Here is a 19,667-nt window from a genome sequence, read left to right on the forward strand (position 1 = left end):
TAAGCATTCATGTGCTTTTTCACATTTTTACATGCTATAGCATACGCTAATAGGCGAAAGGATGTGGCTAAATGTGTGGCATTACAGGCTGGGCTAGTTTTCAAAAGGACTTAAGAACAAGTGACACAATATTAAAATCGATGACGCAAACATTAAATAAGAGAGGGCCAGATGATGAAAATATTTGGTGTAGTGAGCATATTGCATTTGGCCATCGACGGTTGGCTGTTATTGATTTAATCGGTGGCAAACAGCCAATGAAAAAAATCCATGATGGTTTGAACTATGTCATTACATATAATGGCGAACTTTATAATACAGAGGAGCTACGTAAGGAACTTCAAAAAAGAGGGCACAGCTTTACAACACAATCGGATACTGAAGTACTATTAACTGCCTATATTGAATGGAAAGAGCAGTGTGTAGAATTTCTAAATGGTATTTTTGCCTTCGGTATTTGGGATGAGCAAACACAGTCTTTATTTTTGTGTCGAGACCGACTAGGCGTAAAACCCTTGTATTATACAGAGCAACAAGAAGGTGTACTTTTTGCATCTGAAGTGAAGGCTCTGCTAGCACACCCTACGGTTCAAGCATGTGTAAATGTTGAAGGGTTGGCAAGTATGATGGCTGTAGGACCTTCTAGAGCGCCAGGTAAAACCCTTTTTCAAAATATTGAAGAATTACGACCTGGCTATGCTATGCGATTCTCTAGAGAAGAAGGTTTAAGAAAGTGGCCGTATTGGCAACTACAAAGCTGTAGACATGAAGAAACATTAGGAGAAACAATTGAACATGTTGGTTTTTTGTTAACGGATGCTATAGAACGTCAGCTAGTTTCGGATGTACCCATTTGTACGTTTCTTTCAGGAGGACTAGATTCCAGTATTATTACAGGCATTGCAGCAAATAGATTCCAACAGCAAAACCATCAATTGCATACGTATTCTATTGATTATGAAGATAATGAGCGCTTCTTTAACCCACATTCTTTCCAGACCTCCACGGATACGTACTGGATTCAAAAAATGACAGAAACTTTCAAGACAGCTCACCACGCAGAGGAAATCACTCAGCAACAGTTAATTGATTTATTAGTGGAATCGGTCATTGTTCGTGATTCCCCAGGTATGGCAGATGTAGATTCTTCGTTATTATGGTTTTGTCGTGAAATAAAAAGGGAATTTACTGTAGCGCTATCAGGAGAGTGTGCAGATGAAATTTTTGGTGGTTATCCATGGTTTAAAGATAGGACTACTGGTTTCCCTTGGATCCGTTCATTGTCTGCAAGAAGTGCATTACTCCAAGAGAAGTGGAACAAAAAATTAAAAATTGAAGCCTATGCACAACAACTATATTTACAAACAATAGCTGAAGTTCCTTTGCTAGATGGAGAAGGTCTAGCAGAGGCAAAGCATCGTGAAATGTCCTACTTAAATATGCTATGGTTCATGCAAACATTATTAGAGCGGAAGGATCGTATGAGTATGGGGGCAAGTTTAGAGGTACGTGTCCCTTTTGCAGATCATCGGCTTGTAGAATATGCCTGGAATATTCCGTGGGAAATGAAGAATTTAGATGGAATAGAAAAAGGATTACTTCGAAAATCAATGGCACATCTATTGCCGAATGAAGTGTTATATCGTAAAAAAAATCCTTATCCAAAAACATATCATCCTGTCTATACAGCAGGAGTGCAAAAATGGTTGAAGGAAATTCTACATGATAAAAATTCAATTTTGCATGAACTATTTGAACGACAAAAGCTTGCGGAGTTAATTGAATCGGGAGGTAGCTCTTTTCAGGTTCCGTGGTATGGGCAATTAATGGCAGGTCCCCAGCTTTTAGCTTATCTAGGGCAAATTCATACTTGGTTTGAGCATTATCAAATTCAATTAATTGAGACTTAATATAAAACGACCCATCTACGTAGATGGGTCATTTTTTTGTATACTCCAGCAATCCATCAACTGCTCAATGGATGATTCGATTGATTGTACGGGAATCCCTCCAAAACCTAATAAAAATTGAGCTTGTGAAGATTCATAATGATCTAGTCTATAGGCTGATAATGGATAAATACCGATTTCTGCTTGAGAGGCGAGCTGTTGTAATTGTTTTTCTGAAAATGTGTGTTGAACCTCTAATAAAATATGCATACCCGCTTGTTCACCAGTAATGTTAATGGATGATGAATATTTTTCTAAAATAGAAGTTAGTTTATCATGTTTTTTACGATAAATTTTACGCATACGATTGAGATGCTTTGCAAAATGCCCATCACCCATAAAATTTGCCACAATATGCTGATCAAAACGAGGCACCGTTGATGAGTAATAATTAAAGACATCGTTATAAGTAGCAAGTAGTTTAGGTGGAAGTACAAAATAAGCTACTCGCAAGGATGGCATTAAAGATTTAGTAAAAGTACTCATGTAAATAACTTTATCGTTTCGATCTAATGCGTGTAGGGCAGGAATTGGTTTTCCAGCATAACGAAATTCCGAATCATAATCATCCTCAATAATATAACGAGAGGTGCTTTGTGCCGCCCAATTTAAAGCTTGTGCTCGTCTTGTAGCAGATAATACAGCCCCAGTTGGGAATTGATGTGAGGGTGTAATATACACAACATTAGCATTTGTTTCTTCAAGATCATGAATAATTATGCCCTCTTCATCAACTGCAATTGGATAAACTTTTCGTTTATGCTGCGAAAACATTCGATGGACGGCAGGGTATCCTGGGTTTTCTAATGCAAAGCTGGTGTCCTCACTAAAAAGACGGAGAATCATAGGGAGGAGCTGCTCCGTCCCTGAACCAATAACAATTTGTTCAGGGTGGCATACAACACCACGGGATTGATATAAATAATTAGCAATCTCTGTGCGTAAAGACAGTTCACCCTGTGGTTCCCCTGTTAATAATAGCTCCTTTGAGGTATCGTCAAAAAGCTCTTTTGCATACTTTCTCCATGTTTGAAATGGAAAAGCATCGATATCAATAGATCCTGGATTAAAATCGATTTTGTAAGACTTTTTCTTAGGATGTTCATTAATGGACGCCACAGTATCTTGTTGAATGTAGGGCAGTTCATCTATTTCTTCTACAAAATAGCCAATACGTGATTTGGACATAATATAGCCTTCAGCTAAAAGCTGAGCATAGGCAATTTCAATTGTTGTTTGGGAAATGTTTAAAAAATCAGCTAATTTTCTTTTTGAAGGCAGTTTTTCTCCTACAGTTATTTTTTTAGAAATAATAGCTTCTTTAATACCGTTATAAAGCTGATCATAAAGCGGTTTATCACTATCTCTTTCAAGCTGGAATAAAAGCATATCCATGATCTGGAACCTCCTGACCCTATAAATATTTTAAAAACTGGATATTTTGATATGGTCAATTTCTATTATACTAAACTTCATCATAAAGGTGGAGGTTAGAAAATGAAACAAACAGGTACAGAGCTAGTAAAGCGTGGAATGGCAGAAATGCAAAAAGGCGGCGTCATTATGGATGTCATTAATGCAGAGCAAGCAAAAATTGCAGAAGCTGCAGGTGCTGTAGCAGTTATGGCATTAGAAAGAGTACCGTCAGATATTCGGAAAGCAGGTGGCGTTGCACGCATGGCCGATCCTCGTATTGTTGAGGAAGTGATGGGGGCTGTAACTATTCCTGTGATGGCCAAAGCACGTATTGGTCATATTGTTGAAGCACGTGTCTTAGAAGCAATGGGTGTTGATTATATTGATGAAAGTGAAGTTTTAACACCAGCAGATGAAGAGTACCATTTATTAAAAAGTGAATACACAGTACCGTTTGTGTGTGGCTGTCGCGATTTAGGGGAAGCAGCCCGTCGTATCGGGGAAGGTGCCTCGATGTTACGAACTAAAGGTGAACCAGGTACAGGGAATATTGTGGAGGCCGTTCGCCATATTCGTAAAGTAAATGCACAGGTTCGTAAAGTCGTAGGAATGACAGAGGATGAAGTAATGACAGAGGCGAAATTACTAGGAGCTCCTTTCGAGTTATTAAGAGAAATTAAACGTCTTGGTCGTTTACCAGTAGTAAACTTCGCAGCAGGAGGAGTGGCAACGCCTGCTGATGCAGCCTTAATGATGGAACTTGGAGCTGATGGCGTTTTCGTTGGTTCAGGTATTTTTAAATCTGAGAACCCTGAAAAATTTGCACGTGCCATTGTAGAGGCGACTACTCATTACAAAGACTATAAGCTTATTGCGGAAATATCAAAAGATCTCGGAGTGCCAATGAAGGGGATTGATATTGCACAGCTTGGACACAACGAGCGTATGCAAGAGCGAGGTTGGTAGCATGAAGCGAATTGGTGTATTAGCATTACAAGGAGCAGTTCGTGAGCATATACAAATGTTAGAAGCTCTTGGTTGTGAAGCAATTCAAGTAAAACAAAGAAAGGATTTAGGAAACCTAGATGGACTTGTGTTACCAGGTGGAGAAAGCACAACAATGAGAAAATTGCTGGATCGATTTGATCTGCTAGAGTCAATTCGTGGACTTGCACAGCAAGGATTACCGATGCTTGGTACATGTGCGGGATTAATTTATTAGCCAAGGATCTAATTGAAGATGAACAACATTTGGCTGTGATGGACGTGACTGTAGCAAGAAACTCATATGGACGTCAGGTGGATAGCTTCGAAGTACAACTAGATATTCCTAAAGTAGGTGTTGGGATTCCAGCAGTATTTATTCGTGCACCTCATATTGAAGCGGTAGGTAAAGGTGTAGAAATTCTTGCACAACATGAAGGGAAAATAATCTTGGCACAAGATGGCCATTTATTGGGTTGTTCGTTTCATCCCGAATTAACAGAGGATACACGAATTCTTGAATATTTTGTAACCTCTATGGTATGACTTGCAAAATTTGTTTTCATATAGTACAGTATGGTTAAATTTTAAATAACTGAACACGATGATGGGAAGTAGTAGCAAGCACGTTTTTTTTAGAGAGTCAGCGGTTGGTGGAAGCTGATAAAAGCACTTGTGAATCCGTCCTGGAGTTGCACAGTCGAAGTGAATGAAGTAGGCTGTAGCCGGCTGAAATGCCGTTATGAAATAAGTGGATTAGGCAGAAATATGTCTAGTCAATTAGGGTGGCAACGCGGGTAGCTCTCGTCCCTTTTTAGGGATGAGGGCTTTTTTGTGTTCATTTCGCTGCAACGATTTTCCATCATGAAGAAACTATTGGAGGTATGAAGATGTTAGATATTAAACGTGTCCGTGAGAATTTCACGGAAATTAAAGAGATGTTATTAACACGTAATGAAGACTTGGGAAACTTAGATGACTTTGAAGACTTAGATGCAAAACGTCGTGAATTGATTGCCAAAACAGAAGAATTAAAAGCAGAACGCAATAAAGTATCTGAACAAATCTCAGTTATGAAACGCAACAAAGAAAATGCTGATGAAGTCATTGCTCGTATGCGTCAGGTTGGCGATGAAATTAAAGAATTAGATGTACAATTAAATAATGTTGAAGAACGCTTTAAAGATATGATGATGCGTTTACCAAACATCCCACATGAATCTGTACCAGTAGGCACAACAGAGGACGACAATGTTGAAGAATATACGTGGGGTGAAATTCCGACATTTGATTTTGATATTAAAGCACACTGGGACCTTGCTACGGATTTAAAAATTGTAGACTTTGAACGTGGCGCGAAAGTAACAGGTAGCCGTTTCTTATTCTACCGTGGTCTTGGTGCTCGTTTAGAACGAGCATTAATGACATTCATGATGGATTTACATGCAGAGGAGCATGGTTACGAGGAAATGCTACCACCTGTCATTGTTAATCGAGATAGCCTAACAGGTACAGGGCAACTTCCGAAATTTGAGGAAGATGTATTCAAATTAGAGGAAACAGATTATTTTATGATTCCAACTGCAGAAGTACCAGTAACGAACTTCTACCGAGATGAGATTTTACCGGCTGAAGCTTTACCACAAGGCTTTGCAGCGTATAGTGCTTGCTTCCGTTCAGAAGCGGGATCTGCAGGTCGTGATACACGTGGTTTAATTCGTCAACACCAGTTCAATAAAGTAGAATTAGTACGTTTTGTAAAACCAGAGGAGTCATACGAACAATTAGAGCTACTAACAAGTCATGCAGAAAAAGTATTACAATTACTAGGCTTACCATATCGTAAGTTAAAAATGTGTACAGCTGATTTAGGTTTTACTGCAGCGAAAAAATATGATTTAGAAGTTTGGATTCCTGCACAAAACATGTACCGTGAAATTTCTTCTTGCTCTAACTTTGAGGATTTCCAGGCACGACGAGCAAATATCCGCTTCCGTCGTGAGCCAAATGCAAAACCAGAATATGTGCATACATTAAACGGCTCAGGTCTTGCCATTGGCCGTACAGTTGCTGCTCTTCTAGAAAACTACCAACAAGCTGATGGCAGCGTAGTAATTCCTGAAGTTTTAAGACCTTATATGGGCGGTAAAGAAGTAATCGCACCAAAATAAACAACAGATAAAGCTATTTTAGACAATTCCTTTATGGATGTTCTAAAATAGCTTTTTTGTGTTGCTAAAATTGAAATCTCTCATAATTTTTGAAAATTCGTTATAATGGGTAATATTCATGGGGACAAGGGGGAGAAATTCATGGAATTGCAACAATTTGCACAGGCTTTCAGTGAATTTGATAATGTTTTAATTACAGATGATAAAGGCTGTGCAATCTTTTATGATTTAGCAGATTTAAATATATTATTGGAAATCGGCTTAACACCAGATGAATTTTTTCACAGCACAGTGACTGATAATTATCAAAATTTATCACCTGAGACAAGTACTGTTTTTCAAGTCATACAAACAGGGCAGCCAGTTTTATACTATGAACAACAACTGACAACATTGAACGGTTTTAGTTATTTATCACTGAGTTCGACCTATCCCATTATGGAGCATGGAAAAGCCATTGGTGCCATTGAATTTTCAAAACATTTTTATGAAACTAAGCAAATTAAATACTTAGATAATTTCCTGGGACATAAATTATATCGAGATAATCATACAACCTATCGTTTAGAGGATTACATTACAACAAACGCCGAAATGAAAACTCAACTTGAAAAGGCACGTCGTAGTGCTCAAAAAAGTGCACCAGTTTTACTAACTGGGGAAACTGGAACTGGGAAAGATATAATCGCACAAGGCATACACAATGAAAGTGAACGCTATACAAAGCCGTTTATTACTTTGAACTGCTCAACATTAACAGAGGATAATATATTTACTCAGCTATACGGCTCGGACAATGAAGCAAAAAGTGGAAAGTTACAGGAGGCTAATGGAGGGACGCTACTCATTGACCACCTTAATTTATTGGATATATCTTTGCAAGCGAAACTTTTACATGCGGTAGATATAAAAGTGTTAAATGGTGAGCCCTTGGATATACGGTATATTACTACTGTCAATGAAGATGTGGACAAACTATTAGCTGAAAAAAGGCTACGCGAGGACTTATTTTATCGCTTAAATGTTCTTCAAATTGATTTGCCACCGCTAAGATTAAGGAAGGAAGATATTCCACTTATCCTTGATTTTTATATACAATTTTACAATGAACATACACTACAGAAAAATGTAAGCTATTGTAATGAAGTAATTCAGTTATTTTATGCCTATCATTGGCCGGGAAATGTGCGTGAACTAAAAAATGCCCTTGAATCGGCATATAATAATTTGCTTGGGGATGAAATACTTGTTGAACATGTTCCAGAGAGGATTAAAAAAAATGTTCAACATTCAACTCAATCGATCATGCAAAACAACCAAACTGGACATTTACGAGATTTAACGGAAGCCTACGAGCGTCTAATTATAGCGGAAAAGTTGCGTGAAACTGATGGACGATTAGCGGAAACAGCTAGACGTTTAGGTATTTCTCGTCAATTACTAAAATATAAGTGTTTAAAATATGAATTGTTGTAAAAAAAATTTTACAAAAAGGGGATAAAAATTTATCTCCTTTTTTCGTGTTATTAAATTTTTTATTATTTAGATAAATCTTCTGTAAACGATTATAAAGGGGTTGAGGATATGTCTAAAGTTGTGCAGCATACGATAATCGTGGGGCTAGCCTTATTTGCTATATTTTTTGGTGCTGGGAATTTAATATTTCCGCCATCCATAGGAAATAGTGCAGGGGAATCATGGATCTCCGCTCTGATGGGCTTTAGCTTAACGGGTGTTATTTTACCTGTGCTTGCGGTGTATGCAATTTATAATACTGGGGGAACTGTGGAAGCGCTCACAAGACCAATCGGAAATTGGTTTTATAAAGCCTTTAATACGGTCATGATGGTTTGTATTGGGATGGTTGTCACAATACCGAGGATGTCAGCGACAACTCATGAATTAGGAGTATCACAAATTATTCCGAACGTACCTTTAATTGTGTCAGTATTAGCATTTTTCGCGATTTGCTTTTACTTTGCGATGGACCAATCAAATGTGATTGATAAGATTGGAAAATGGTTGACGCCTGTTCTTGTTCTTATACTTATTATCCTCATTGGTAAAGGGGTATTAGACCCAATAGGAGCGGCAATTAATACAGGAGCAGAAAGAGTTTTTGCCAACTCCATAATAGCAGCCTATCAAACAGGAGATGTGGGAACAGGTATTCTTTGTGCGCCAATCTTTTTAGCAGCAATAGTTGGCTATGGCTATAAAGGGAAACAATCTAAAAAGGTCGCGCTTGGTGGAATGGCTATTGCTGCAATAGGGTTAATTGCAGTATATGGTGGCCTGCTCTATTTAGGGGCTACAAGTAGTGGCATCATCACAAATCCTGGCAGTGATACAGAACTATTAGCGGGCATTGCCTTTAGTGTCATTGGTAATTTGGGTAAAGCGTTACTAGCTATATGTGTTATTTTTGCCTGCTTAACATCAGCGATTGGCGTCATGGTCATATCCTCACAGTTTTTAAATGAACTAACAAAAGAGAAGTTTGGCTATAGAACGTGGGTCTTTATTATGTGTGTAGTAGGCGCAACTATTGGCTCCTTAGGTGTAGGTGCCATCGTCGAAATTACATTGCCGATTTTCTTGGTAATTTATCCAGTCATTATTGTACTTGTGCTACTGGGAGCCTTTGATCGTTTTGTACCAAATGCAGGAGCCTATAAAGGAACTGTACTATTTGCATTTATAGTAAGCGTCGTTGAAACATTTGCTAGCTATGAAATTACGATACCTGGTGTGACACAGTTGGTCATGCATTTACCATTGCAGTCTAGTGGATTTGCTTGGATTATGCCATCTATTGTTGGCTTTATTATCGGTACTATTTTGCATAAGGTGCTGAAAGCAGAAGATCCTGAAAAATCTACTTTTGGTATAGAAGAAATAGGAGTTGAAAAATGATGCAAATTATTTGTAACGCAAAGATATATACAGCAGATACTATTCAGCCATCTGCAACTGCTATGGTAATCGAAGGAAGAAAGATACTTTGGATTGGACAACAGGAAGATTTACCCCCCTATCAGGGAGAAATAATAGATTTACAAGGAAAGGTCATTATTCCTGGGATTATTGACGCTCATATGCATCCGATTATGTTAGCGGATGTTTTGGAACAAGTGGCTTGTTTACCTCCATATATTTATTCTATTGAGGATATAATTAATGCATTAGCAAACTTATGATGCAAGTCAGCGGGGATGGCTATTAGGCTGGGGCTATGATGAAGGGAAACTAAAGGAAAAAAGAGCGCCTTTAAAAGAGGACTTAGACCGTGCCTCTACAGAGTTACCTGTCATTGTTATGCGTACATGTGGTCATATTATATCGGTTAATAGTAAAGCATTAGCAATCGCAGGTATTACGAAGGATACGCTTGATCCACAGGGTGGACAAATCGATCGGGATGAAAATGGAGAACCTACAGGCGTACTGCGTGAAAATGCACGTAATCTAGTACTACAGCATTTACCTACACCATCTGAAGAAGAGATTGTCAAAAGGCTTCTAAAGCTATCACAAACTTTGGCATCCTATGGTGTAACAAGTATTACAGAATTAATGGCCACGGTAGCACCAATTGATTATTTAGGCCTGTATCGTAAAGCCCGAGAAAAAGGTTTTAAGCAACGCGTAGCAGTTTATTATATCTGGGAAGATATTCAACGATATGAGCTGTTGACAGCAAATACTATTGATCGTTCTGCAGGAGCCTATATCGGAGGCATTAAGCTATTTTCGGATGGCAGTGTTTCAGGCCGTACAGCACTTGTTTCTGAGCCATTTTTGGGAAGTGATGAAAAAGGCATAGCGATGACTTCGAAAGAGGAGCTGCTAGCGGCTGCTGCGGTAGCAAAAGAATATGGTATTCAATTAGTGGTTCATGCAATGGGGGACAGAGCCATTGATCTAATTGTCGACACATTTTATGAGGAAAAGGCTTGGTTAACAGATGCACCGTCTGTTCGTATTGAGCATGCAGCCATGCCATCTAAAAGTGCCTTGCAAAAAGCTGCTGAATGGGGGATAGGCTTTGTGCCACAACCCATCTTCTTATTTTGTGAAATTGAGAGTTATTTAGAGAATCTAGGGCTAGAAAAAACACAGACATTATATGGTGTACAAACATTTCTCAAGAGGGGGATTGCGACAGCGCTCTCTTCAGATGCGCCTGCTACATCATGGGCAGAAGCGGCTAATCCCTTTGTTACGATACAAGCAGCTGTTACACGAGCAGCCTATGATGGAACAGATTTAGGTACCGCAGAAAAAATCTCTGTAGAGGAGGCATTACAGCTATACACAGTTGATGCCAAGACGATGATTCGTATGGAGAACGTTGGTCAGTTAAAAGAGGGCTATGAAGCTAATTTTGTTGTACTAACAGACGATTTGTTGACGCTTTCACATAACCAGCTTATGCATGTAAAACCATTCGCTACATATATCGAAGGAGAATGTGTTTTTACACAATCCACTATTCAAGCTCAATAAATTAGTTATGAAGATGGTCGCTGCTACGACATATTTCATATATATCGCCATTCCCTTAAATATTAAAGAAGGTGTCTCATTAGGAGGCACCTTCTTTAAAGACCATTTACATCGTTGGAAGCTAATCGTGCTTTTTTCTCAGCTTTTTTACGGTCTCGTAATGCCTTAAAAAAGTCTGTTAAAATTTGACCACATTCCTCGGCTAAAATCCCTTCTGTTACATCACATTCATGATTAAAGCGTTCATCATTTAATAAATGGTAAAGAGAATCTACACAGCCAGCTTTTTGATCTCTTGCCCCATAAACAACTCGGGGTACACGTGATTGGAGAATGGCTCCTGCACACATTGGACAAGGCTCCAATGTAACATAAAGAGTAGTATCCTCCAGTCGCCAACTCCCTATTTTTTTGCAGGCTTCTTGAATCACTAACAGCTCCGCATGTGTTGTTGCATTTTGCGTTGTTTCTCTTAAATTATGCGCACGTGCAATGATTTTTCCTTCATAAACAAGTACTGCACCAATTGGTACTTCCCCAAGTAATGCAGCCTGTTGAGCTTCCTCTAATGCTTGTTTCATAAATAAACGATCTGCGTCAAAAATATCCACTCATATCTCTCCTTAACAGTAGTGTAGCGTGCTGAATTGGTAATTGCTACTTTTAACTTCTTTTCGGATGTTATATTCATCTAAAATCATTGCAGCCATGCGTAAGTGATTGATATGTAATATGTCGAAGCATAAATACTTGTTGACATTCCTTATATATCCATATATATTTATATATGAACATATGCTCATATATAAATATTGAAGAATGGGGTAAACTTCTATGGATGAAAAATTAAACAGTTCAGAAATGCAAAAAATATTGATCAGCATTTAGATGAAGAGACATTATTTGTAGTATCTCAGACTTTTAAAGCCTTGAGTGATCCAACACGAATTCGTATTTTAAACTTACTTTGTTCAGATGAACATTCTGTTAATGATATTGCAGAAATTTTAGATTTAGGCCAATCAACCGTTTCCCACCAATTACGCTTTCTTAAAAATTTAAGATTGGTGAAATTTAGGAGAGAAGGAACAACCATATATTATTCTAAGGACGATGATCACATTATGAATTTATTGAAGCAGGCTATTGAGCATGCGGCTCATAACTAAAATGAAATGGGGGAATAACAATGGGACATCAACACGACCATGGCCATGATCATACACATGGTGCAAATAAAAAGGTATTATTACTGTCGTTTATTATTATTACAGGGTATATGGTAGTGGAAGCCATTGGTGGCTTTTTAACAAATAGTTTGGCTCTTTTATCAGATGCAGGGCATATGTTAAGCGACTCTATCTCTTTAGGCATAGCAATGTTAGCTTTTATGTTTGGGGAAAAAGCTGCAAGCTATAGTAAAACATACGGCTATAAACGATTTGAGATTCTAGCTGCAGTATTGAATGGCATTACATTAATAGGAATCGCATTATTTATTTTCTATGAAGCAATTGAACGATTTACAAACCCACCAGAAGTAGCTACAACTGGAATGCTTATAATTAGTATAATTGGTTTGTTCGTAAACATTTTAGTTGCCTGGATTATGATGCGTGGAAGTGATACAAAGGATAATTTAAATATGCGCGGAGCATTTTTACATGTACTAAGTGATATGCTAGGGTCTGTAGGCGCTATTGTTGCGGCACTATTAATTATGTTTTTTGGCTGGGGCTGGGCAGATCCTCTTGCAAGCGTTATTGTTGCATTATTGGTCGTACGAAGTGGCTACCATGTCACAAAAGCCTCCATTCATGTCTTAATGGAGGGGACACCTTCAAATGTAGATGTTCAGGAGATTATTCAGTTAATAGAGCAGACTGATGGAATAGAAAGTATCCACGATTTACACATCTGGACAATTACTAGTGGAACGAATGCATTATCCTGTCATGCGGTTGTAAATGATCAATTGAAAATAGCTGAGAGTGAGCATATCTTGCGGAAAATTGAACATAATCTTCAACATAAGGGCATTAAGCATGTAACAATTCAATTAGAAACATCCTTACATCGACATGATAATTCTATTTTATGTAAATTAGAAAATGACCATGAACATCATCACGATGAAAAATAAAATTTTTTATGACTTGTATACCCTTCTTGGGTATAGTATGATAATTACAAATAGGAGGTGTAGTGAATGGAGGAGACAGTAAAAGAGGAAGCTTGTCATACAGAGGAAGCTACGTCTTGCCGAAAAAGTCATCACCCTGAGCGTGTGAAAAAGGATTTAACAACTCGCTTAAATCGAATTGAAGGTCAGATTCGAGGTATTAAGGGAATGATTGATAAAGACGTTTACTGTGATGATATTATTACGCAACTATCTGCTACACAATCTGCATTAAATAGTGTGGCAAAAATATTATTAGAAGGTCATTTAAAGGGCTGTGTTGTGGATCGTCTATCAGAGGGCGATGAAGCAGTATTAGATGAGTTAGTAATAACGATTCAAAAGTTAATGAAAAAATAGATTGAAAACATACAAAAGGAGAGATTTTATTATGCAAAACGTAACATTAAACGTACAAGGAATGTCATGTGGTCATTGTGTAAACGCGGTTGAAAAAAACGTTGGTGCTTTAGCTGGTGTTGAACAAGTAAAAGTAAATTTAGCAGAAGGTTTAGTTGATGTTGCATTTGACGATGCACAAGTATCACTTGATCAAATTAAAGAGACAATTGATGATCAAGGCTATGAAGTAAAATAAAATTTGTAGAGTGCTTCTGTGGCACTCTCTTATTTTCAAAAATATATACCCCTAGTCGGTATAAGGAGAGGTGAAAGGTAAATGAGTTCTGATCATAAGGAAGCTAATTTGCAAATTACAGGGATGACATGTGCGGCCTGTGCCACTCGAATAGAAAAAGGGTTAAATAAAATGGATGGTGTAGAACATGCAACAGTAAATTTAGCACTTGAAAAATCATCTATTAAATATGACCCAACTAAACTAAGTGAAGCAGATTTTGAAAAGAAAATAGAAGCACTTGGCTATGGTGTTGTTAAACAAAAAGCTGAACTTGATATTACAGGTATGACATGTGCAGCCTGTGCGACTCGCATTGAAAAAGGGTTAAATAAACTAAGTGGTATTTCCTCTGCTAATGTCAACTTAGCACTGGAAAAAGCGATGATTGAGTTTAATCCTTCGGAAGTATCCATCGCAGATATCATTACAAAAGTTGAGAAGCTAGGCTATGGGGCACATCAAAAGGCAGATGAGCGGGAAACAGTGGATCATCGTGAAAAAGCTATCAAACAGCAACAACATAAATTTATTTTATCGGCAATACTTTCTTTACCACTGCTTTGGACGATGGTTGGTCATTTTTCCTTTACGTCATTTTTATATGTTCCAGAATTTCTAATGAATCCATGGGTCCAAATGGTATTGGCTACGCCAGTGCAATTTATTATTGGTAAACAATTTTATGTAGGGGCATATAAAGCATTACGCAATGGTAGTGCAAATATGGATGTGCTTGTTGTGATGGGGACATCAGCGGCCTATTTCTATAGTGTCTATCAAGCGATTGTAACGATAGGATCACATCATGGTCCACATCTTTATTTTGAAACGAGTGCTGTATTAATTACACTTATTTTATTAGGTAAATTATTTGAGGCAAAGGCAAAAGGACGCTCATCTGAAGCCATAAAAAAACTAATGGGACTTCAGGCAAAGACAGCAATCGTTGTACGTGACGGTATAGAAAAGGAGGTCCCATTAGAAGAAGTTATCATTGGCGATGTTATTTTAGTGAAACCAGGTGAAAAAATTCCTGTAGATGGTGAGGTAATAGAGGGGACAACAGCTGTTGATGAATCGATGCTAACAGGAGAAAGTCTACCAGTTGATAAAAAGCAAGGTGATCTATTATTTGGCTCAACTATTAACAAAAATGGTTTTATTAAAATGACTGCAACAAAGGTTGGACGTGATACAGCATTAGCACAAATTATTAAAGTGGTCGAAGATGCTCAAGGATCGAAAGCACCTATTCAACGTTTAGCAGATCAGATTTCAGGGATTTTCGTACCTATTGTTGTTGGCATAGCCATTGTAACCTTTTTAATTTGGATTATTTGGGTCCGTCCAGGGGAATTTACACCTGCTTTAGAGGTATTAATCGCAGTTCTTGTCATTGCTTGTCCATGTGCACTTGGGTTAGCAACACCAACTTCAATAATGGCAGGCTCTGGACGTGCAGCTGAGTTTGGTATTTTATTTAAAGGTGGAGAACATTTAGAGCAAACACAAGGCATAGATACAGTTGTTGTAGATAAAACAGGAACAGTGACACATGGTAAACCTGAGCTTACAGATGTTCTGTTAGCGCCAGAGCAAGATGAAGCACGTTTTTTATCCTTAATCGGGGCAGCAGAGAAGCAGTCAGAGCATCCACTAGCAGAAGCCATTGTTCAAGGCATAGAAAAACGCGGCATAGCTTTAGGTGACGTTCAGTTCTTTGAAGCAATACCGGGTTATGGTGTGCAGGCAACTGTCTCAGGTCAAGGTGTTATCATTGGCACACGTAAATTAATGCAACAATATGGTATTCATATTAATGATATTTTACCAACAATGGAGCAACTAGAACGAAATGGTAAGACAGCCATGTTAGCAGCCATCAATGGGCAATATGCAGGTTTAGTAGCTGTAGCTGATACCGTGAAAGATACATCAAAAGAAGCTATTCGTCGTTTACAGGATATGGGTATTACGGTCATCATGATGACTGGTGATAACGAGCGTACTGCTCAAGCAATTGGAACAGAGGTAGGCGTGAATCATGTTATTGCAGAAGTCTTACCAGAAGGTAAAGCTGATGAAGTAAAAAAACTTCAAGCCCAAGGGAAAAAAGTGGCGATGGTAGGTGATGGTATTAATGATGCACCTGCCTTAGCAACAGCGAATATTGGGATGGCAATTGGTACAGGGACAGATGTGGCAATGGAAGCAGCAGATATTACGCTTATTCGTGGAGATTTAAATAGTATCGCGGATGCCATTCTAATGAGTAGAAAAACAATGCGTAATATTAAACAAAATCTATTTTGGGCATTTGCTTATAATACATTAGGTATTCCAATTGCTGCACTCGGTCTGCTTGCTCCATGGGTAGCAGGCGCAGCGATGGCCTTTAGTTCAGTTTCGGTCGTATTAAATGCACTTCGTTTACAACGAGTGAAATTATAGAAAAAAGTAGTACAGACACAGATACTGAGTTTGTACTACTTTTTTATTAGTATGGGAATTGGATGGATAGTGTAAATCTCGACTTATGCATATTTTTTATAAAAGGGTGTTTTATTGAAGTATTAGTTAGGCAGAATTATCTTAGCTTAGATAATTACAAGTTAAATATTCTCGAATTAAATAGCTATCAATGATCTAGAAAAAAATTATCATTCTCTTATAGTATAACGCTAAAAATCTTGTTCAATAAGATTTTTTAATTCTGTAAATCTATAACGGCTTAAGTTAATCATGTGATTACAATGATGTAATTTCACATTGTATGACTTCATGTAGTGATCTGCTTCTATGTATTCAATTTCATTTAAGGATACTAAATAAGATTGGTGTGTACGATAAAAATTAGAGCTATTGAGAATTTCCTCCAATTTATTCAAATTCTCTGAACATTCTATTGGTTCTGTATCTCTTAAATGGATCATAGTTTTCCTACCTTTTTTTTCTATATATAGAATTGAACTGATGTCAATTAAAGAGATTTTACCATTTGTTTTAATACCAATTTTTCTTTTCTTTTTATGTGTATAGCTTAGACGATCGAGAGTCTGTTTTAGTCGTACTATATTAATTGGCTTAATAATAAAATCCTCAGGATAATATTTGTATCCCTGTAAAGCGAAGTCTTGATATGCACTCATAAAAATAATTTTTATTTTTGGATGATTTTCTTTTAAAAATTGTGCAACATCAAATCCGTTAGTAACAGGCATATTAATATCCAATAATATTACATCAATTAGCGTACCTTGCTCTAGGGCAATGAACAACTCACTCACATTTGTTGTACTTAATACTATATCAATATTTGGTGATATTTTTATAATTTCATTTATCTCATTAAGAATTAATTCTTGATCGTCAATAATGGAAAGTTTTACAGACCGCATTTTTTCTAAAATTATTCCTGTTCATCAGGTAGTTCTGGCTCATATGAAAACCAAAAGCAACTACTCACTGTTGTAATAGAATTAAAAAATAATGAGATAATTCCAATGATATAAGTTATTATTTTTATCATAATAAATCTGGCCCCTTTGATGTGATTTTATTTATAAAATACTCTGTAGATAATACAATTTTCTCCCATAACGCTGTTAATGTTATACTTTGGAAAATTAAAGGTAACCAAATGCAATACATTATTGAGTAAGGAAAAAACAAGCTTACACCGGCGAATATTACATATATGGTAATTGCAGTTATTTTTAATCTTAATATACTATCTTTATTAAAAATATGCTTCTTCTTATGCAATACGGGTGCCTTTACCATAGTAATTAAGAAACTAAAAAGTAAGAACAATAATAGTAATTTGTTATGAGATGATAAAAAATCTGTATATTTTACACAAATGATTGTCAGAGAAATAATTTGTATTGTACTAAAAACAAGGCAAAAATAATACCGAGTGAAATGAGAGCCACCAGAAAACATCCTTAATAGAGCACCCGTAAGCAAAGCTACTAAGGTTTCTGGTAAAATTCCAAATGGCCAAACAAGTAAACAAACTATTACAATTTGATTAAGCCCTGATATTATCCATTCTAGGCCATAGCGAATCTTATTTTTACTTTTTTTAAACTGTGGATTTTCAGCAATTACAAGATTTGATAGGTTTGTTGCCAATGTATTTGGCATGAGAAGTTTAAGCATAATGTCCTCCGTATGGTATTTTTACAATAAATGTAATCATGTCATCTATAACTTCTAGATGAATGTGACCTCCGTAATTTAAGACAATATTCTCAACAATGCTCAATCCTTGTCCATTGTTTGAGGCATTATTTTTTGTTGTGAAACCTCTATTGAAAATTTTATTAATACTTTTTTGTAATACTTCTTCAACCATGAAATTACTCAATTCTATTATAAAGAATTTTTTATCTCGATAAATTTTTAAATTAATATATCGCTTTTCCTTATCTAATTGTTCTACAGCTTCAATTGCATTAAGTAGTAAATTACCTAATATTCTATTCGTTTCATAAAACTTACATGGGAAGTTGGATAAATCGTCAGAAATGTGGTAGTAGATATTAATTCCTTTATTAATTGCTTTTTCTTTGTAAGAAAGCAATAACCCACCAATGGCTTCTGATGCTACAGGTAATACATCACTTATATATGAAGTTTCATCCAAAACTGAATTAATATAGTCAATTGATTCTCTATACTTCTCATTATTTAGCATTTTCTTTAAAGCCAAAATGTGATGAATAAAGTCATGTCTAAGCGAACGTATTGTTCCAATCTGTTTTAAAATATCTTCTTCATATTGAATATCTATAGAAGCGGTAAGATTTTCAATTTTAGTAACCATATGATGATGAATTAAATACAACACTGATAATGTAATAATTACTACTAAAATTGTAGATAATAAATGAAAAAATTTTAACTGATTGTACTCAAATATGAAGATATAAAATAAAAAAAGAGTACCGAATAATAAAAATAATACAGACATCATTTTATGGTTTTTATTTTCTATTTTTCTAAACGAAATTGGAAGTTTAAATTTAGTTGTTTTTAGTATTATAAAAATAATTCCCATTATAAGAAGATTAGGTATAAGTCTAACTAAAGGTGAAGTATTTAATGATATGTATGGAACTTCCTTTAAAAGAAGCGATCCTAGTACTTCAGATACTATTAAAGAAATACAACCTAGCAATATAGCGGTAATAGAAGCTAAAAAATTTAGATTAGTGGCAAATGTTAACAAAAATCCAATTATTAAAATTAATATAATTAGGTATAAACCGGGTGACAATACTTCCTTTATCATTACCAAAACAATACTTCCATAGAAGCTAACAACCAATATTGGTATTAATCTAGTTTTGAAAGATATACCAATAAACTTGTATCCTACACAAATAATAAAAAATGTCTCCAAAAACGCCCCAAAAACGCCAAGCACCACTACTATTTCCCTCCTGATTTTACAAATATAACATAAAAACATGTAATTAAGTACATGTTTTTGTCTTTTTTTATATAAAAAGAAAGAAATAGGGTTTTCTTTTTTCTTATTAGTACTAAATACGCCAGAATTGGCACCAACTAAACATTGGTAATTAAATAAATTAGTATATTTGGTAAAATTAAATTGTATTAAATAAAAATTGGGTTTTATGGTAGATGTGCTTTTATATCTGAATCCTAGATACAGAGATAATAAAGTCTATAAAGTATACGTGAAAAAATAGAACGGTTGTCTGGAGTGATCCAAAAGATATTAGTTAAATCCACAAACGATGAGACATTTCAAGTTTCCGATAATGAACTATTCATTAAGGATC

The 19,667-nt window shown here is 36.3% G+C and carries 17 protein-coding genes, 2 pseudogenes and 1 other annotated feature; of the genes and pseudogenes, 13 read left to right on the forward strand and 6 right to left on the reverse strand.

Translation table 11 applies throughout. The features are described 5' to 3' along the window. Nucleotides 1-71 precede the first annotated feature (71 nt). Nucleotides 72-1,910: an asparagine synthase (glutamine-hydrolyzing) gene (gene asnB / locus LBYS11_RS00100; protein ID WP_103117220.1), complete on the forward strand. Its 1,839-nt coding sequence runs from the start codon at nt 72-74 to the stop codon at nt 1,908-1,910. Between the two features lie 15 nt (nt 1,911-1,925). Here the strand turns inward: asnB and LBYS11_RS00105 are convergent, their stop codons facing one another. After that, complete coding sequence (locus LBYS11_RS00105; protein ID WP_103117221.1) at nt 1,926-3,344, reverse strand: MocR-like pyridoxine biosynthesis transcription factor PdxR; 1,419 nt, start codon at nt 3,342-3,344, stop codon at nt 1,926-1,928. A gap of 102 nt (nt 3,345-3,446) precedes the next feature. Between LBYS11_RS00105 and pdxS the strand changes: the two genes are divergently transcribed. The 7 genes and pseudogenes from pdxS to LBYS11_RS00135 form a co-directional block, all read left to right on the forward strand. Continuing rightward, nucleotides 3,447-4,331: a pyridoxal 5'-phosphate synthase lyase subunit PdxS gene (pdxS, locus tag LBYS11_RS00110; protein WP_103117222.1), complete on the forward strand. Its 885-nt coding sequence runs from the start codon at nt 3,447-3,449 to the stop codon at nt 4,329-4,331. Nucleotide 4,332: 1 nt separating this feature from the next. Beyond that, nucleotides 4,333-4,895 (forward strand): annotated as a pseudogene (gene pdxT / locus LBYS11_RS00115) (pyridoxal 5'-phosphate synthase glutaminase subunit PdxT). 49 nt (nt 4,896-4,944) lie between these two features. Further along, nucleotides 4,945-5,164: a binding site (T-box leader), on the forward strand. A 75-nt stretch (nt 5,165-5,239) separates the two neighbouring features. After that, entirely contained in the window at nt 5,240-6,520 is a 1,281-nt protein-coding gene (gene serS, locus LBYS11_RS00120) for a serine--tRNA ligase (protein WP_103117223.1), read from the forward strand. Nucleotides 6,521-6,661: 141 nt separating this feature from the next. After that, complete coding sequence (locus LBYS11_RS00125) at nt 6,662-7,996, forward strand: sigma 54-interacting transcriptional regulator (protein ID WP_103117224.1); 1,335 nt, start codon at nt 6,662-6,664, stop codon at nt 7,994-7,996. Between the two features lie 108 nt (nt 7,997-8,104). Next, nucleotides 8,105-9,436: a branched-chain amino acid transport system II carrier protein gene (brnQ, locus tag LBYS11_RS00130; protein ID WP_103117225.1), complete on the forward strand. Its 1,332-nt coding sequence runs from the start codon at nt 8,105-8,107 to the stop codon at nt 9,434-9,436. Next, complete coding sequence (locus LBYS11_RS23345; RefSeq protein ID WP_233732259.1) at nt 9,436-9,720, forward strand: hypothetical protein; 285 nt, start codon at nt 9,436-9,438, stop codon at nt 9,718-9,720. Before brnQ ends, LBYS11_RS23345 begins: the two co-directional genes overlap by 1 nt. Nucleotides 9,721-9,787: 67 nt before the next feature. Beyond that, a pseudogene (locus LBYS11_RS00135) lies at nt 9,788-11,029 on the forward strand (amidohydrolase); the annotation flags it as partial. Between the two features lie 95 nt (nt 11,030-11,124). On the opposite strand, the gene tadA reads toward LBYS11_RS00135, so the two are convergent. Further along, a complete protein-coding gene (gene tadA / locus LBYS11_RS00140) occupies nt 11,125-11,640 on the reverse strand; it encodes a tRNA adenosine(34) deaminase TadA (RefSeq protein ID WP_081010911.1) in 516 nt (171 codons plus the stop codon). Nucleotides 11,641-11,874: 234 nt separating this feature from the next. Here tadA and LBYS11_RS00145 point away from each other — a divergent pair, with 234 nt between their 5' ends. The 5 genes from LBYS11_RS00145 to LBYS11_RS00165 all read left to right on the forward strand — a co-directional run bounded on the left by LBYS11_RS00145 (nt 11,875) and on the right by LBYS11_RS00165 (nt 16,302). Then, nucleotides 11,875-12,198 (forward strand): ArsR/SmtB family transcription factor, encoded by a 324-nt coding sequence (locus LBYS11_RS00145; protein ID WP_199768319.1) that lies wholly within the window; start codon nt 11,875-11,877, stop codon nt 12,196-12,198. Between the two features lie 20 nt (nt 12,199-12,218). Then, entirely contained in the window at nt 12,219-13,172 is a 954-nt protein-coding gene (locus tag LBYS11_RS00150; protein ID WP_004233977.1) for a cation diffusion facilitator family transporter, read from the forward strand. Nucleotides 13,173-13,238: 66 nt separating this feature from the next. Beyond that, nucleotides 13,239-13,571, forward strand: coding sequence for a metal-sensing transcriptional repressor (locus LBYS11_RS00155; protein WP_048390994.1), 333 nt, complete (start codon nt 13,239-13,241; stop codon nt 13,569-13,571). Between the two features lie 31 nt (nt 13,572-13,602). Next, nucleotides 13,603-13,809 (forward strand): copper chaperone CopZ, encoded by a 207-nt coding sequence (copZ, locus tag LBYS11_RS00160; protein WP_036121975.1) that lies wholly within the window; start codon nt 13,603-13,605, stop codon nt 13,807-13,809. An 81-nt stretch (nt 13,810-13,890) separates the two neighbouring features. After that, nucleotides 13,891-16,302, forward strand: coding sequence for a heavy metal translocating P-type ATPase (locus LBYS11_RS00165; RefSeq protein ID WP_103117227.1), 2,412 nt, complete (start codon nt 13,891-13,893; stop codon nt 16,300-16,302). A gap of 230 nt (nt 16,303-16,532) precedes the next feature. Here the strand turns inward: LBYS11_RS00165 and LBYS11_RS00170 are convergent, their stop codons facing one another. The 4 genes from LBYS11_RS00170 to LBYS11_RS00185 are packed head-to-tail and all read right to left on the reverse strand — an operon-like array spanning nt 16,533 to nt 19,288. Further along, on the reverse strand, nt 16,533-17,249 hold the full coding sequence (locus LBYS11_RS00170; protein ID WP_103117228.1) for a LytR/AlgR family response regulator transcription factor: 717 nt from the start codon (nt 17,247-17,249) through the stop codon (nt 16,533-16,535). 11 nt (nt 17,250-17,260) lie between these two features. Next, nucleotides 17,261-17,380 carry a cyclic lactone autoinducer peptide gene (locus tag LBYS11_RS24100; RefSeq protein WP_083225389.1) on the reverse strand — a complete coding sequence of 40 codons (120 nt, stop codon included), beginning with the start codon at nt 17,378-17,380 and terminating at the stop codon, nt 17,261-17,263. Further along, a complete protein-coding gene (locus LBYS11_RS00180; RefSeq protein WP_233732263.1) occupies nt 17,377-18,000 on the reverse strand; it encodes an accessory gene regulator ArgB-like protein in 624 nt (207 codons plus the stop codon). Before LBYS11_RS00180 ends, LBYS11_RS24100 begins: the two co-directional genes overlap by 4 nt. 7 nt (nt 18,001-18,007) lie before the next feature. Beyond that, complete coding sequence (locus LBYS11_RS00185; RefSeq protein ID WP_158651936.1) at nt 18,008-19,288, reverse strand: sensor histidine kinase; 1,281 nt, start codon at nt 19,286-19,288, stop codon at nt 18,008-18,010. Nucleotides 19,289-19,667: the final 379 nt, after the last annotated feature.

The sequence above is a fragment of the Lysinibacillus sp. YS11 genome (assembly GCF_002896375.1).
Lineage (GTDB): Bacteria > Bacillota > Bacilli > Bacillales_A > Planococcaceae > Lysinibacillus > Lysinibacillus capsici.